We start from the raw sequence: 14,682 nt of genomic DNA, 5'->3' as shown, positions 1-14,682 counted from the left end.
CCATTGTTGGGTCGTTGATCAGCAAACGCTGATTGAGCTTGGTCGTTAGTTTGATGAGTCCCGGTACAATCCTTTGTGCCGGGATTTTTTTATGACTGTCTGATTTCCATTAAATCTTCTCTGCTCTGATCTGCCCTATAGTGATGCGGTAGGCGTTAGTCGATTTTCTCTGTCACTCTGGTGAGCACATAATAAATAGGTATTTCATGTGTTTGTAATGGTGATATTGCGTGAGGCGTTCCCTGAGATGACGCTGACACTGTTGAAATAAGCAGTATGGAGTACTTAATTGTTTTTCAATGGGTTATTTCGAAATAAGCTCTGCTGGCAGGCAGCAGGGTATGAGAATGTTTAGCGTGATCTTGATGAGCGAGGGTCGTAGATGTCGCGCAAGCCTTCACCGAAGAGGTTGTAGCCTAATACTGTGATCAGGATGGCAAGGCCGGGGAACAGGGATAACCACCAGGCGAACTGGATATACTCTTTGCCGTCAGTCAGAATATTTCCCCAAGAGGCTTGTGGCGCTTGCACACCTAAGCCTAGAAAACTCAGGCCGGATTCAATCAGGACTGCACTGGCGACCCCAAGAATGGAGCTGACAATGACGGGTGTCAGGCTATTGGGTAAAAGGTGCCTGAAAATTAGTCGATTATCGCTGGCTCCCAATGTTTCAGCAGCCATGACAAATTCCCGATTGCGCAAGCTCAGAAATTCGGCCCGCACAAGGCGGGTAACTCCCATCCATGATGTCAGGCCTATCACGATCATGATGTTCCAGATTGAGGGAGTGAGAAAGGCAATGACGGCCAGAATCAGGAAGAAAGTAGGAATGGATAGCATGACGTCAACGGCACGCATGATGATGGTATCCACCCAGCCACGATAATAGCCAGCAATTGCACCAAGGACGATACCTATGGCAGTTGCAATGCCTACAGCTACTAGCCCGACCAGCAGAGATATCTGGGCGCCGAACAGCATGCGCGAGAGTACATCGCGACCCAGGGCATCCGTACCCATCCAGTGTTCAGGGGAGGGGGCCAATAGGATGGCTTTGACGTCGATGGCATCCGGGTCATAGGGCGCAATGAATGCTGCAAATAATGCCAGGATGAATATGCTTGTGATAATAATAAAACCGGATAAGGCCAATGGGTTGGATAGAATACGTTTCATTGCATCGCTCCACGACGTACGCGAGGATCTGCCCATGCATATGCCAAGTCGGCCAGTAAATTACCAAGTAGCGTCAATGCGGATCCAATGGTGAGAATACCCATGATGACCGGGAAATCGCGCATGAGCACAGCATCATAAAAGGTTTTTCCCATCCCAGGAATGGCAAAAATGGACTCAGAAATGACAGAGCCTCCTATCAATCCCGGAATGGATAGTCCAAGAATGGTGATCAGGGGGAGCAGGGCATTGCGCAGGGCATGACCGTACACCACCGTGTTTTCAGGCAGGCCTTTTGCACGCGCAGTGGTGATGTAATCCTGGTGCAATACATCGAGCATGCCATTGCGGACAAAGAGAGAAATGCCAGCCAGGCCACCCAGCGCAGAAATAAAGACTGGCAAAGCCAGGTGTTTCAATGTATCCCAGCTATAAAGAAACCAGTTCATGTGTTCCGCGCCCTGGCTATGCAAGCCGGAAATCGGCAGCCAATCATGAAGAACCCCGGTCCAGTACATCAGCAACAGTGCCAGCCAGAAGCCAGGAACGGCAAAACCGATAAAGACAAACAAGGTGATGGTGCGGTCAGGCAGACGATTCTGAGTGACTGCTGAAATAACGCCTAAAGGCAAGGCAACCAGGATGATAAGGGCCAGGCTTAATATGTTGATGAGCAATGTGATGGGCAGGGCTTCTTCTATCATGCCCGTGGTGACATTGCCATCCTGGTCAGTCGTGCGCCAGAATACCGGGCGTTGGTGAGATGCAAAGGATGTACCAAAGTCCAGTTTTGCCATGCGCTCCAGCCACAGGCCATACTGTACGACCACGGGTTTATCCAGGTTGTATAGTTCACGCAGTTTCTGGCGTGACTCCTCACTTGATTTAGGGTCAAAGCCCGCTTCAGTCGTGGTAATGTCACCAGGCGCAAGATGTATGATCAGGAAAGAAACCAGGCTGATACCAATGAGCAATGGCACCATCCAGAACAGGCGTTTCAATAGATACTTCAACATGGGCGATATCTTTGTTGTAAGCAGTTGCAATATGCCGTGATCATTGGCTGATTTCCGTACGTCTCAATGGCCGGGGAATGTACCAATCCTGTGAGTTGTGGCCAATCCCAGCAGGGGGGGCAGGATCATCAATACCCTTTACCCGCTTATGCATGGCCTGCAAGCCATAGCCTGCAAACAGATAGACAATCGGGCTGTCTTCCAACAGGATGTTGGCAAATTCATGATAGATTTTCATGCGTTTGTCCGGATCCAGTTCCATGCGACCGCGCTCCAGCAGTTTATCCACGCGCTGGTTCTTGTAACCGATAAAGTTGAATTGTCCGGGAGCCTGTTGTGAGGAATGCCAGATGGCATATTGATCAGGGTCGATGGCGAGTTGCCAGCCGAGTAATACCAGATCGAAATCGCCGGTTTTGATAAAGCGGCCAATGAAGCTTGCCCATTCCAGCACGCGGATCTTGACGTCTATCCCGACTTCTTTCAGCCTGCGTTGTATCAGGACAGCGCTCATCTCGCGCTGTTTGTTCTGGTTGGTAAGGATTTCGAATGTCAGGGGTTTACCATTGCGCTCCAGTATGCCGTCACCATTGGTATCCCTGAACCCGGCTTCGTGGAGCAAATGTCGCGCTTTTTGCGGATCATATGAATAAGGGCGAAGATTGGGGTTGGACCATCGGGTTCCTGGTTTATAGGGGGACGCTACAGGCTCTCCCATCCCTAGCAGTACGCCATCAATCAACTCCTGCTTGTCAATGGCATAGTTAATGGCTTTGCGTACCCTGATATCGTTAAAAGGCTTTCTCTTGAGATTGAAACCGAGATAGGTGTAACTATTCCCCAGCTCCTTGTACAGGGAAAACTGCCGGTGTAATTCCGGGCGCGCAGGAAAGATACGGGCATATTGCACCGGTGACAAAGCCATGGTGTCAATATTCCTGGCCATCAACTCCAGGAACTGTGAGGCCTCGTCAGGGATGAAACGGCTCACCAGGCGTTCGATATGTGCCGGACCTTGCGTGGATAAGGGATTCCTGACAAGAGATATCTGTTCGCCCGGGCGCCACTTGTCAAGTTTGTAATAGTGGCTGCCTACCGGGTTGCGGGCGAATGCGGTGTTATTGATATCCTTGCCTTCGAGCAGATGCTTGGGAAGAATATCCAGCCCGGCCCAGGAATTGATTGCGGGGGCATAGGGTTCAGCATATCTTACCCGGAAGGTGCGTGCATCCGGCGTTTCTGCTTGAATCACAAGTTTATAATCGGACCCATAGGGGGTACGGGTCTTGTCATCCGTGATCAGTTTCCAGGTAAACAGGACGTCAGCGCTGGTAAGAGGTTGGCCATCAGCCCATTTGAGACCAGGCTTGAGTTTGAACGTAATGACTCGCTGATCAGGGGAAACTTCCCAGGACTCTGCCAATTCACCTTCAAATTCCAGATTCTTGTCATAGCGTAGCAGGCTGCTGAAAATATTCTGCGCTACCGCTGAGGCGGCCGCTTCACCTGCAATCATGGTGATAAGCCCACTTGGCTCCCCCCGGGTGGCGTCTATCATGGTACCGCCATTTTCAGGAGGATATTCCCTGTCATAATCCACAATGCGGGTGGAAGGAGGATTGCCGCACGCTAGTAAAGTGCCTGTCAGCGCCAGGATAATGACAAATCTGGAATTCAAGATGAAGGATCCATGGTGCGCATATCGAGAGCCGTCATGCCTCATCAGGGCGGGAAACTGTCAGTTTATTGCCCGGAATGATGTGGGAGCCGGTCAAGTTATTCCAGCGCTTCAGATCCTTGCTATGAACATCAAATTTACGCGCAATACTGTCCAGTGTATCGCCGCGCTTGATGACATAATGACGATTGCCAGATTTTCTGCTTTGCGATGCTGATTGTGTCTGGGAGCCTGTAATGATCAGAGACTGTCCGGGTTTGATTCTGCTGGAGGTTTTTAACCCATTTGCACTCAATAGTTGCTGTGTATTGACGCCATAACGTTTGGCAATTGAACTGATGGTTTCGCCGCTTTTGACAGTATGTCTGTTTAGTTTAGAAGGGGAAGCACTGTTTGTTGCTAAACTTATTTTTTCATGAGCCTCGAATATAATTGCTGTTTCTGAGGATGAGTCAGTATTGTCAGTTGCCTGCGTAGGCACTAGTAGTGGCATATTACTCTTGATGCTGTTGGCACTTAGCCCATTGACATCCTTGAGCTTGGCAAGCTCAATCCCGAACTTCTCGGCAATGTTATCCATGCGGTCACCGCGCTTGGCATGATAAGTCTGCCAGCTCACCAGGGGCTTGTCGTAAACAGCGAGGTTGCTTGCGAAAGTTTCAGAAGCATCCACAGGCAACAGGATTTCATGAGCATTGCTGCCATTGGCCGTCAGTACCGGACGGTTATATTCTGGGTTGAGAGAGGCAAATTCTTCATAAGGGATTTCTGCCAGCTCGGCAGCGAGTTTTGCATCAATCTGCTGGGGGGCCGATACCTTGGTGAAATAAGGACGGTTGGGAATACTTTCTATCTCAAGACCATACTGCTTGGGGTGGGTCATGATATTTTTGATTGCTTGCAGCTTGGGAACATAGTTCCTGGTTTCTTCCGAGAGCTCAAGGCTCTGGTAGTTGGTTGGCCGTCCTAGGCTGCGATTGCGGGCCATAGCCCGGCTGACAGTACCTTCACCTGCGTTGTAGGCTGCCAGTGCCAGGTCCCAGGTGCCAAACATGATATAGAGCTTCTGCAGGTAATTGAGGGCGGCATCGGTCGCCGCGGTCACATCGCGTCGGCCATCTGTCCACCAGTCCTGTTTCAGGCCAAAATTCTTGCCGGTCGATGGGATGAACTGCCAGATGCCCGAGGCGCTGCTGCGAGAGAGGGCCTGTGGATTGAAAGCACTTTCCACCATGGGCAGTAACGCAATTTCGGTTGGCATTCCGCGTTTCTGTACTTCTTCTACTATGTGGTAGAGGTAGCGTTGACTACGCTCCACCATGCGCTTGACGTACTCCGGGCGCGAGGCATACCAGCTTTCGTGGGTGCTGGTGATGGGAGACTGCAATTCAGGAATGCCATAACCATCCTTGATACGCTGCCACAAGTCGATTGATGCCACGACAGCTTCTTTGCTCTGGCTGCTTGTGTCCAGTGACCGGTCCAGCATATAACTGGCGATGTCATCATGGATAGCGGAATCATCCATAATGACGATTTCATCGCCGAGCACATTGGTAACCGCATAAGCGGCAGGCACGCCAAAAGCAGGATAGGCCAGCAGTGCCAGCTGTAGCAGGGACTTGACAGTCATTCGTACTTCTCGGATGGCTTGAATGGGAACCATGCGATGTTAGCTAATGATGGAAGACAGCGTCAAGTGTATGGGCATAATATATAAGATTAACTTCAATATACTAGGGTATGTTAATGATTAAAAATGGTTTCTCATTTCCCTGATCGCTGCAAAAACATGCACTGGATCAGCATCTTTATTACCTGAGGCAGAAATAATGCCAGCTTCATGGCAACGCAAAAACGGATTGGTTGCCAGTTCAAGCTTAATGCTGGAAGGGAGGCTGGGTAGGTTGATACTACGTAGATGCCGCGTCATCTGCTGGCGCTCCAGTAAAGCCGGGTGTTGTGGCTCCAGACTGAGGGCAAATGCCAGATTATGTTCAGTGTATTCATGGGCACAATACACGGCGGTATCGGGCGGAAGGGCTGCCAACTGTTGCAAAGAGTGAAACATCTGTTCGGCAGTGCCCTCAAATAGCCTGCCGCATCCGGCACCAAATAATGTATCCCCGCAAAACAGCATGCTGGCGCCATGATAGGCAATATGTCCCAGAGTATGACCCGGTACATCCATGACGTTCATGGACAGTGACAATAGGGGAAAGTTGAGTATATCGCCGGCATGCACAGGCTGATGAGGGAATGTATACAGCTCCCTGGCTGGCGCGTATGCCTTGGCATGAGTGGCACGTAATAGTGCTTCCACACCACCTGTATGATCTGCATGGTGGTGAGTGATCAGAATTGCATCGAGATCCAGGTTCAGCGCGGAAAGCATGTGTAACACAGGGGTGGCGTCACCGGGGTCGATCACGATGGCATGCTGATTCCGGTATAAGAGCCAGATATAGTTGTCCTTGAAGGCGGGAATCGGGATAATTTCAAGCATCTGAGCAGTTGATAGGCAAGTGTGACCCATATTAATGATATGTTGGAATCCCGATGTCAATAGAAAGAAAGTCGCAGTGGCTGGCAAGCCCGTTGGGACAGTACCTGCAGGAGCAGGAGCAGGCATTGTTTGATGCAGCAGTGCAGAATATCTTTGGTTTTCATGCCATGCAGTTTGGCATGCTGGAAATGCCTTTGTTGCGTCATTGTCGCATACCCTCCCAGTTTAATGCCGATACGGAAGCAGGCCATATCAGGTGCGCGTCCCACCAGCTTCCTTTCAAGGCAGATAGCCTGGACCTTGTTCTGTTGCCTCATACGCTGGATTTTACTGATCAGACACATCAGACATTACGTGAGGCAGCACGTGTTCTGGTGCCGGAAGGTCACATGATACTGACCGGTTTCAATCCACTCAGCAGCTGGGGTATGCGTCGCCTGGCCAGCGATCATGATCATTATCCCTGGGGAGCCCACTTCATCAGTCTGATGCGTGTCAAGGATTGGCTGGCATTGCTGGATTGCGAAGTAGTGGAAACCCGGATGATTTGCCATATGCCTCCATTCCGCAGCAGCAGAGGGCAGGGGAAATGGAAGACGATAGAACGGATGGGAGCAAGATTATTACCCTTGATGGGTGGGGTATACTTCGTCCTGGCAAAAAAACGCGTGGCAGGTATGCGCCTGATTAAACCGGCCTGGAGCAAACCCAGGCTCAAGACCAATCTGCTGCCCGCCCCGACACAAAGAACGGATACACAAAAAAAGCATGAGCAATAATATAGTGGAAATTTATACCGATGGTGCCTGCAAGGGAAACCCAGGCCCAGGTGGGTGGGGAGCATGGATGTCATTTGCGGGACGTGAGAAAGAACTCTGTGGTGGTGAGTTGAACACAACCAATAACCGCATGGAATTGACAGCCGTCATTCGTGCTCTTGAAGCATTGAAGCGTGAGTGCGCGATCAGGATATATACAGACTCCTCCTATGTGCAGAAGGGGATTACAGAGTGGATACGCAACTGGAAACAGAGAAACTGGGTCACCAGTGACAGAAAACCGGTCAAGAACGCTGATTTGTGGAAAAGTCTGGACTTGCTGGTGCAACAACACCAGATTGAATGGGTCTGGGTCAAGGGACACGCTGGCAATGCAGGTAACGAACGGGCTGATGCCCTAGCCAATAAAGGTGTGGAGCAGGTTCTGGGCCGTGTGGCAGTATAAGGGATCAATATATGCGTCAAATATTTCTTGATACAGAAACAACCGGTCTTTATCCGGCACAGGGACACCGCATCATCGAAATTGCCGGTGTTGAACTGGTCAACCGGCGTTTGACCAACAATCACTTCCATGTCTACCTGAATCCTGACCGTGAAATTGACGAAGGCGCGCAGCAGGTTCATGGCATCACGCTGGAATTCTTGCAAGACAAGCCGAGGTTTGCCGACGTTGTGGATGAATTCCTGCAGTTTGTTTCAGGGGCAGACCTGATCATCCACAATGCTCCGTTTGATATTGGTTTTCTCAATGCCGAGCTTGGCAGGATGGAAAGACAGAACATCGAGCATAGTGTGCTGGAAATCATAGACACACTGAAGATGGCGAAGGAAATGCGCCCTGGCCAGCGTAATAACCTGGATGCCTTGTGTCGACACTACGGGATTGATAATTCTTCTCGCACCTTGCACGGCGCTTTGCTGGATGCAGAGCTGCTGGCAGATGTCTATATGGCCATGACGCGCGGCCAGGAAAGCCTCATGATCGACATGCTGGATAATGTGCAGGCTGAGGGTGATGGCGGGTTTGAACTGACGCGCAGCAAGCCACTGGTGGTGCTGTCTGCCAATGAGTCAGAACAGGCTGCACATGATACTTATCTGCAGGCGCTGGCAAAGGGCGGTGCCTGCCTCTGGACGCAGTAGTTCAGCTTAGTGCGTCAGCCCAGCTATTGGGTGTTTCGTAGAGACGTACACGTTCCAGCTGCAGTTGGGTGCCATAGGTATCGTGGTATTCAGCCTTCAGGATACGGAAAGCCTCAGCTGCCATATTCTCGGCAGTGGGAACCTGATTGAATATGACAGTCTTATGGTCGGGCAGGCTGCGCAGGAATTCGAGCACGACAGTGTCGTCCTTGTAGACCAGGAAAGCGTGGTCCCACACATCCACCACGCAACGCTTGGCAATGGCTTTGACATCAGAAAAATCCATCACCATGCCATTGTCGGAAGCGCCATCCAGCTCAATGATATTGCCTGAAAGCGTGATTTCCATGGCATAGCGATGCCCATGCAGGTTGCGGCACTGGCTTTTGTGATGAGGAATGCGATGGCCGGCATCGAATTCAAGGCGGGTGGTGATTTGCATGGCGCGATTATAACAGCAAAGCCTGGGCTGATATTATGAAAGCGCCGGGAGCCTGGCCAAAGTGCGGATATGCATGCTGGCAGCCTGGGCTAGGGACGGAAGATGATAGCCACCTTCCAGCAGGGATACGATTCGTTTTTCCGCATGCTGTTCTGCGATGGATAAGGCAAATTCGGTGATCCAGCGATAGTCATGGACAGTGAGTTGCAACTGGGCCAGCGGGTCTTTTTCATGTGCGTCAAATCCCGCTGAGATAAACAGCATCTGTGGTCTGAAGCGTTGTAATGCGGGGGATATATGCTGTAACACCGCCTGTCGAAAGGCTTCTCCGTCGCTGCCAGCGGCCAGGGGAACATTGATGATGTGATTCGAGCGCGTCTCTGCGCCACGGTGAGGGTAGAAGGGGTGCTGGAATGTGGAGCACAACATGACGCGCTCGTCATCCCTGAAAATGTCTTCGGTGCCATCTCCATGGTGCACGTCGAAATCCAGGATAGCCACTCTTTTCAGGCCGTATATCTCCAGCGCATGAGCGACGCCGATTGCAATGTGGTTGAAGATGCAGAAACCAGCGGCATTGGCTTTTCCCGCATGGTGACCGGGCGGACGCACACAGCAAAAGGCATTCTCAACGTGCTGCTGCATGACCAGGTCTACTGCCTTGATAGCTGCGCCAGCAGCATGCAGGCAGGCGGATAAGGACATAGGCCCCATGGCGGTATCCGGATCCAATCGTACAATACCTGCGCGCGGGCTTATGCTGCGGATATGTCGAATATAGGCAGGGTCGTGCACACGCTGCAGGTCCTGGTCAGTGGCCTGCGGAGCTTGATGGCGTTGCAATTGATCGAGCAGTGCTTGCTCGGATAATGCATCAAGAATGGCAGTGATGCGCGCCGGTGACTCAGGATGCTTGCCGTCCATGACATGTAACAGCGTATCAGGATGAGTCACGAGCGCTGTGCTCATGTCATTTCCTGGCGTAATTGCTGATAGTAGGCGAGGCGTGCGGGCAGGATATGACCGGTTGCTACCGCACCCTGAATGGCGCATTCAGGTTCCTTGAGGTGGCGGCAGTTATTGAAGCGGCATTTGCCAAGGAAAGGGCGGAATTCAACGAATGCCAGCTCAAGGGCTTCCGGGTCAAGGTGATGCAGGCCAAATTCTTGCAGGCCTGGGGAATCGATTAAAGCACTTTTTGCATCAAGATGGTAGAGATGGGCTGCGGTTGTGGTGTGTTTTCCGCTGTCCAGCACAGCAGAAACTTCCTGTGTCCTGACCATTGCTGCAGGCAACAGGGCATTGATAATAGTAGATTTTCCCATGCCGGATTGTCCTACCAGCACACTGGTTTCTCCATGTAGCCATGGCTTGAGCGGTTCAATATCCTGGCAGGCAGATAGGGGTTGTACGGCGTAACCAAGTGTAGCGTAATCCTGCAGTTTGGCGAGGGCTTCATCGGCGTTCCCCAGGTCACACTTATTGAGCACGATCAATGCCTTGATGCCCGCGGCTTCCACTGCGACCAGGCAACGCGTCAGCAACTCCTCATAGAAGCTGGGTTGCGTGGCCAGGACAATCACGACCTGGCTGACATTCGCTGCCAGCATTTTGCTGCGGAAACTATTGCTGCGATAAAGCAGGCTTTGCCTGGGCTCCATTTTCTCGATGACGCCTTCGTTATCGGCGGTCAGCTTGATTTGGACCCTGTCGCCGCAGGCAAGATCAGTTTTCTTGCCGCGAGTGACGCAACTAAATTCGCGACCATCCTCCAACTCGACTCCGTAGCGCTTTCCGTATGAGGCGACTACCAGCCCCTTCAACAATGTATCAGGCAAGATTAACGCGTCGTGAAAGCATTTAACCGGGCAATACGAATGCTGGCAGGCGGATGCGAGTCATAGAAGGCCGAGTGTAACGGATCTGGTGTCAGGGTGGATGCATTATCCCGGTACAGTTTGACCAGCGCCTCCACGAGATGGCGTGCATCTGCATTCTGGGCAGCATATTCATCTGCCTCGAATTCATTCTTGCGGGAGTAGCCTGCGAATAATGGACGCAGCAGGAACAGGAAGACCGGGCTGACTAGCATCAGCAGAAGCAAGGCCATGTAAGTACTGGGCTGGGTGACGCCGAGACCAGCATAGAACCAGTCCTGTTGTGCCAGCCATCCAAGTAATGCCAGTCCGATAAAACTAACGAAGAACATCAGGGCAATACGCTTGATGACGTGTTTGTGCTTGAAATGGCCAAGCTCATGCGCCAGTACGGCTTCAATTTCGTTGCCATTCAGGCGATCCAGCAGGGTATCGAAAAACACAACGCGCTTGCTGGCGCCAAAGCCGGTGAAATAGGCATTACCATGACTGCTGCGTGTCGATCCATCCATGACGAACAACCCTTGGGACTTGAAGCCACACTTGGTCAGCAGTGTCTCGATACGGGTTTTGAGGGATTGATCAGCCAGCGGAGAAAACTTATTGAACAATGGCGCAATGAAAGTAGGGTAAATCGCCAGCATCAGCAGGTTGAACAGACTCCAGACCACCCACAAATACAACCACCAGTATTCACCAGCGCCTTGCATGAGCCAAAGTGCGGCAAACAGCAGTGGCGCGCCAAGCAGTAGACCGACAATGCTGTGCTTGATCATGTCCATGAAATACATTGCTGGCGTCATTTTGTTGAAACCGAAATGCTGGTCAATGACAAATGTGCGGTAGTAATCAAACGGCAAGTCCACCAGGCTGCTGACTAGCAAGGCGCTCAGGATGACAAGTGCGCCGCGGATCATGTCATGATGAGGCAGGATGCTGCGCCAGCCGTCATCAATCAGCTGCAACCCACCTCCCACAGTCAGCAGTAACAGGAGCAAGGCTTGCGCACCAGCTTCCTTCAAGCCTGCCCTTGTCTTGGCAGAGGAGTAGTCGGCAGCTTTCTGATGAGCCTCCAGGCTGATACTGGCACTGAACGCATCGGGCACCTTGTTGCGATGTGACTGGATGTAGCTCACATGGCGCCGGCCCAGCCAGATACGGGTTGCAGTCGTGATGACCAGGAGAGATATGAACAGTATTGTCAGAGTGGTAGCCATTATTTTGCTTGGTTATCAGTTAAAATATTGTATTTATTTTGAAGCAATAATGCGTTGGAAGGTTCATCTTTCCATGCATGCGGGTACATTTTAATGGAAATCATGATGACACAACACAACGATAATCTCATTTGGTTGGATATGGAAATGAGCGGACTGCAACCAGATAGTGACCGGATCCTGGAGTTGGCGGCTGTCGTTACCGATGCAAATTTGAATGTGCTGGGGGAGTCACCAGTGCTGGTCATACACCAGTCAGATACCGTGCTGGATGGTATGGATGCCTGGAACAAGGGCACTCATGGACGTTCGGGTTTGATTGATAAGGTTAAGGCATCCACCTTGGACGAGGCAGATGCCACGCAACAGATGATAGCGTTCCTGAAGGAGTTCGTACCGGCAGGAAAATCTCCGATGTGTGGCAATTCCATTTGTCAGGACAGAAGGTTCATGGCGCGCTATATGCCGGAGCTGGAGCGTTATTTTCACTACCGCAACCTGGACGTGAGTGTATTCAAAGAGTTGGCCAGGCGCTGGCGCCCTGCATTGATGGCAGGATTCAAGAAAAGCAGCAAGCATGAAGCGCTGGCAGATATCTATGAATCCATTGATGAGCTCAAGTATTATCGTGAGCACTTTATTCGCTTGGAGTAGTGGCTGGACTACATGCCTGGCGGGCAAAAAAATGGGTGCGTCACAGGCGCACCCTCAAGGGAGGAGAAGTATAGCTTTGGAGAAAGCTCGCATATCAATGGATTTGCGTTAGGTCCCATACTAATAGCAAAATGTTGCTGATTTATTGCTGAAAAAGACAAAATGGTTAGCAAACTGTAACAGTTGTAACAGCTTGCTATGCCGGTTTCCCAAAAAGGGTGGTGTGGAAGGGGTCAGTACCTGATAAGGGACTGGTACAACTCAAAATAGGCTTGTGCGCTCCGTGCCCAGCTGACATCCTGCTGCATGCCATTACGCTGAATCTGTTGCCATGATTTAGTATCTTGGTAATAGGCGAGCGCCCGGTCTATTGTATCCAGCAGTGATTGTGAATCTGCATGCTCCAGTACAAAGCCGGTTGCCGTCTTGTTTTTCAGGCTGAGTTTATTGGTGTCCTGTACTGAGTCCGCCAGCCCGCCGGTATGTGTGACAACTGGAGGGGTGCCATAGCATAGGCCATACATCTGGTTGAGCCCGCATGGTTCAAAGCGGGAAGGCATAATGAACATGTCCGCGCCAGCCATGATCTGGTGTGAAAGCGCTTCTTTATAGCCGATGGTTGCGCTGATCTGCCCGGGATATTGTTGTGCGAGATGCCTGAAGCCTTGCTCCATATGAGGGTCTCCGGCGCCCAGCAGCGCAATCTGGCATTGTCGGGCAAGTAATGGTTCTGCAATGGAGAGGAGAAGGTCCAGGCCCTTCTGGTGTGTGAGGCGGCTGACGACCCCCAGCAGAGGCTTGTGAGATATTGTTTCCAGGCCTAGTTGGGCCTGCAGTGATTGCTTGACCTTGCTTTTGTCTGCAAGACGCTCAATGCTGTATGTACTGGGCAGATAAGGGTCGGTGGCAGGATTCCATTCCTGAATTTCTATGCCATTCAGGATGCCGTGAATTTCATGGCTGCGCGTTGCCAGCAGCCCCTGCATACCAAAGCCGTATTGTTCAGTCTGGATTTCCCGCGCGTATGTCGGGCTGACAGTGGTAATACTGTTCGCGTAATAGATTCCAGCCTTGAGAAAAGACATCTGGCCATAATACTCAAGCCCATGCATCTGGTAGCTGTGGCCAGGCAAGCCAAGACGTGACACCCACTCGGATGGGAAATTGCCCTGGAACGCGAGGTTGTGAATGCTGATGATGGATTTTGCGTGAGCGGTATCTGAATAATGCAGGAATGCCGGCGTCAGGCCACTTTGCCAGTCATTGCAATGCACAATGTCTGGTATCCAGTCATGTAGAGGGGAGTTTCTGCTGCTCAGTATGGCGGCGACCTTGGACAGGATGCCGAAGCGCAAGACATTATCATCCCAGTCACTTCCATGACTGTCGTTGTAGGGGCCACCGGGCCTGCTGTAGAGCCTGGCGCTTTCTATGACCATGACTTCCAGTCCACTGTCGGGCATATTGCCGGACAACAAATTCACACTGCCAACTTCTGGCAGTCCATGTAGCTGGACAATATGCTGCTTGTTGTGCAGTTTCTCCAGGACAATGGGGTAAGCTGGCAGCAATAGGCGAATATCAACGCCAAGTTTGCGGAGTGCGGCTGGCAGGGAGCCGCTGACATCGGCAAGCCCCCCTGTCTTGATGAGGGGGTGGGCTTCTGAACTGACGAATAAAATGCGCAAGATTATGCTCGTGAGCGATTGTTTGACTGGAAATTAAACTATGTCTGCTCCGACATGGCAACTCTTGTTGAGTTCGGGCCGCAGATGACAGCTCATATGGAAATGGTGTTGGAATGGTTGACGATGGGCATATAAGCGACACCCTGGCTGGGAAGCATCCATTCGATGAGGAAACCCAGGATTGCAATGAAAATGCTGGCAAAGAATGCGGTCCAGAAACCGGAAAGTTCGAAACCCTTGATCAGCCTGGCAACCAGCATGATCATCAAGGCGTTGATGACCAGTGCGAAAAATCCCAAGGTGACCAATGTCAGGGGCAGCGTCAGTACTAGGAGCAGGGGACGCAGCACGGCATTGACAAACCCCAGCACCAATGCGGAAGCCAACAGGGATAGCCGTGAAGAAAAGTGGATGCCTGAGAACAGCAGGCTGGCAATCCAGAGTGACAGGCTCATGATGCCCCAGTGAATGATGAAATCAATTATTCCATTGTTAATCATATT

Annotated in this window: 15 protein-coding genes; 4 read left to right on the top strand and 11 right to left on the bottom strand. The window is 51.4% G+C overall.

Going from position 1 to position 14,682, the window contains the following annotated elements; translation table 11 throughout:
• Window positions 1-351: 351 nt before the first annotated feature.
• From CHB59_RS07495 to gloB, 5 genes are all read right to left on the bottom strand, one after another.
• Window positions 352-1,176, bottom strand: coding sequence for an ABC transporter permease (locus CHB59_RS07495; protein ID WP_089375606.1), 825 nt, complete (start codon window positions 1,174-1,176; stop codon window positions 352-354).
• Window positions 1,173-2,192: an ABC transporter permease gene (locus CHB59_RS07490; protein ID WP_089375605.1), complete on the bottom strand. Its 1,020-nt coding sequence runs from the start codon at window positions 2,190-2,192 to the stop codon at window positions 1,173-1,175. Before CHB59_RS07490 ends, CHB59_RS07495 begins: the two co-directional genes overlap by 4 nt.
• 40 nt (window positions 2,193-2,232) lie before the next feature.
• Window positions 2,233-3,750: a peptide-binding protein gene (locus CHB59_RS07485; RefSeq protein ID WP_245835090.1), complete on the bottom strand. Its 1,518-nt coding sequence runs from the start codon at window positions 3,748-3,750 to the stop codon at window positions 2,233-2,235.
• Between the two features lie 154 nt (window positions 3,751-3,904).
• Window positions 3,905-5,503: a LysM peptidoglycan-binding domain-containing protein gene (locus CHB59_RS07480; RefSeq protein WP_089375603.1), complete on the bottom strand. Its 1,599-nt coding sequence runs from the start codon at window positions 5,501-5,503 to the stop codon at window positions 3,905-3,907.
• Between the two features lie 120 nt (window positions 5,504-5,623).
• Complete coding sequence (gene gloB / locus CHB59_RS07475) at window positions 5,624-6,376, bottom strand: hydroxyacylglutathione hydrolase (RefSeq protein ID WP_089375602.1); 753 nt, start codon at window positions 6,374-6,376, stop codon at window positions 5,624-5,626.
• A gap of 53 nt (window positions 6,377-6,429) precedes the next feature.
• Here gloB and CHB59_RS07470 point away from each other — a divergent pair, with 53 nt between their 5' ends.
• From CHB59_RS07470 to dnaQ, 3 genes are read left to right on the top strand one after another with little or no spacing between them, the layout of a single operon-like run.
• Window positions 6,430-7,155 (top strand): class I SAM-dependent methyltransferase, encoded by a 726-nt coding sequence (locus CHB59_RS07470; protein WP_089375601.1) that lies wholly within the window; start codon window positions 6,430-6,432, stop codon window positions 7,153-7,155.
• Window positions 7,145-7,600 carry a ribonuclease HI gene (rnhA, locus tag CHB59_RS07465; RefSeq protein ID WP_089375600.1) on the top strand — a complete coding sequence of 152 codons (456 nt, stop codon included), beginning with the start codon at window positions 7,145-7,147 and terminating at the stop codon, window positions 7,598-7,600. Before CHB59_RS07470 ends, rnhA begins: the two co-directional genes overlap by 11 nt.
• A gap of 11 nt (window positions 7,601-7,611) precedes the next feature.
• A complete protein-coding gene (dnaQ, locus tag CHB59_RS07460; RefSeq protein WP_089375599.1) occupies window positions 7,612-8,301 on the top strand; it encodes a DNA polymerase III subunit epsilon in 690 nt (229 codons plus the stop codon).
• A 1-nt stretch (window position 8,302) separates the two neighbouring features.
• Here the strand turns inward: dnaQ and queD are convergent, their stop codons facing one another.
• From queD to CHB59_RS07440, 4 genes are read right to left on the bottom strand one after another with little or no spacing between them, the layout of a single operon-like run.
• Window positions 8,303-8,743, bottom strand: a complete 441-nt coding sequence (queD, locus tag CHB59_RS07455) for a 6-carboxytetrahydropterin synthase QueD (RefSeq protein WP_089375598.1) — start codon at window positions 8,741-8,743, stop codon at window positions 8,303-8,305.
• Window positions 8,744-8,776: 33 nt separating this feature from the next.
• Window positions 8,777-9,712: a histone deacetylase family protein gene (locus tag CHB59_RS07450; RefSeq protein WP_089375597.1), complete on the bottom strand. Its 936-nt coding sequence runs from the start codon at window positions 9,710-9,712 to the stop codon at window positions 8,777-8,779.
• Entirely contained in the window at window positions 9,709-10,581 is an 873-nt protein-coding gene (gene rsgA, locus CHB59_RS07445) for a ribosome small subunit-dependent GTPase A (RefSeq protein WP_245835085.1), read from the bottom strand. Before rsgA ends, CHB59_RS07450 begins: the two co-directional genes overlap by 4 nt.
• Window positions 10,582-10,583: 2 nt before the next feature.
• Entirely contained in the window at window positions 10,584-11,837 is a 1,254-nt protein-coding gene (locus tag CHB59_RS07440) for a M48 family metallopeptidase (protein ID WP_089375596.1), read from the bottom strand.
• A 105-nt stretch (window positions 11,838-11,942) separates the two neighbouring features.
• Here CHB59_RS07440 and orn point away from each other — a divergent pair, with 105 nt between their 5' ends.
• Complete coding sequence (gene orn / locus CHB59_RS07435; RefSeq protein ID WP_179212107.1) at window positions 11,943-12,491, top strand: oligoribonuclease; 549 nt, start codon at window positions 11,943-11,945, stop codon at window positions 12,489-12,491.
• Between the two features lie 233 nt (window positions 12,492-12,724).
• On the opposite strand, the gene glgA is transcribed toward orn, so the two are convergent.
• Window positions 12,725-14,179, bottom strand: coding sequence for a glycogen synthase GlgA (gene glgA, locus CHB59_RS07430; RefSeq protein ID WP_089375594.1), 1,455 nt, complete (start codon window positions 14,177-14,179; stop codon window positions 12,725-12,727).
• A gap of 92 nt (window positions 14,180-14,271) precedes the next feature.
• The gene (locus CHB59_RS07425) at window positions 14,272-14,679 is read right to left on the bottom strand and encodes a phage holin family protein (protein WP_089375593.1); all 408 of its coding nucleotides are present in this window, start codon (window positions 14,677-14,679) and stop codon (window positions 14,272-14,274) included.
• Window positions 14,680-14,682: the final 3 nt, after the last annotated feature.

Origin of the sequence: Methylobacillus rhizosphaerae, assembly GCF_900187985.1 — a bacterium.
Classification (GTDB): Bacteria; Pseudomonadota; Gammaproteobacteria; order Burkholderiales; family Methylophilaceae; genus Methylobacillus; species Methylobacillus rhizosphaerae.
This window is presented reverse-complemented; position numbering and strand designations above follow the sequence as displayed.

Bases quoted from the DNA above. Each gene is read 5' to 3' on its own strand.
- CHB59_RS07485 (WP_245835090.1), bottom strand. From the start codon at position 3,750: ATGATAGACGCCACCCGGGGGGAGCCAAGTGGGCTTATCACCATGATT.
- queD (WP_089375598.1), bottom strand. From the start codon at position 8,743: ATGCAAATCACCACCCGCCTTGAATTCGATGCCGGCCATCGCATTCCT.
- dnaQ (WP_089375599.1), top strand. From the start codon at position 7,612: ATGCGTCAAATATTTCTTGATACAGAAACAACCGGTCTTTATCCGGCA.
- CHB59_RS07495 (WP_089375606.1), bottom strand. From the start codon at position 1,176: ATGAAACGTATTCTATCCAACCCATTGGCCTTATCCGGTTTTATTATT.
- CHB59_RS07425 (WP_089375593.1), bottom strand. From the start codon at position 14,679: ATGATTAACAATGGAATAATTGATTTCATCATTCACTGGGGCATCATG.
- gloB (WP_089375602.1), bottom strand. From the start codon at position 6,376: ATGCTTGAAATTATCCCGATTCCCGCCTTCAAGGACAACTATATCTGG.
- rnhA (WP_089375600.1), top strand. From the start codon at position 7,145: ATGAGCAATAATATAGTGGAAATTTATACCGATGGTGCCTGCAAGGGA.
- CHB59_RS07450 (WP_089375597.1), bottom strand. From the start codon at position 9,712: ATGAGCACAGCGCTCGTGACTCATCCTGATACGCTGTTACATGTCATG.
- CHB59_RS07470 (WP_089375601.1), top strand. From the start codon at position 6,430: ATGTCAATAGAAAGAAAGTCGCAGTGGCTGGCAAGCCCGTTGGGACAG.
- CHB59_RS07440 (WP_089375596.1), bottom strand. From the start codon at position 11,837: ATGGCTACCACTCTGACAATACTGTTCATATCTCTCCTGGTCATCACG.
- orn (WP_179212107.1), top strand. From the start codon at position 11,943: ATGACACAACACAACGATAATCTCATTTGGTTGGATATGGAAATGAGC.
- CHB59_RS07480 (WP_089375603.1), bottom strand. From the start codon at position 5,503: ATGACTGTCAAGTCCCTGCTACAGCTGGCACTGCTGGCCTATCCTGCT.
- CHB59_RS07490 (WP_089375605.1), bottom strand. From the start codon at position 2,192: ATGTTGAAGTATCTATTGAAACGCCTGTTCTGGATGGTGCCATTGCTC.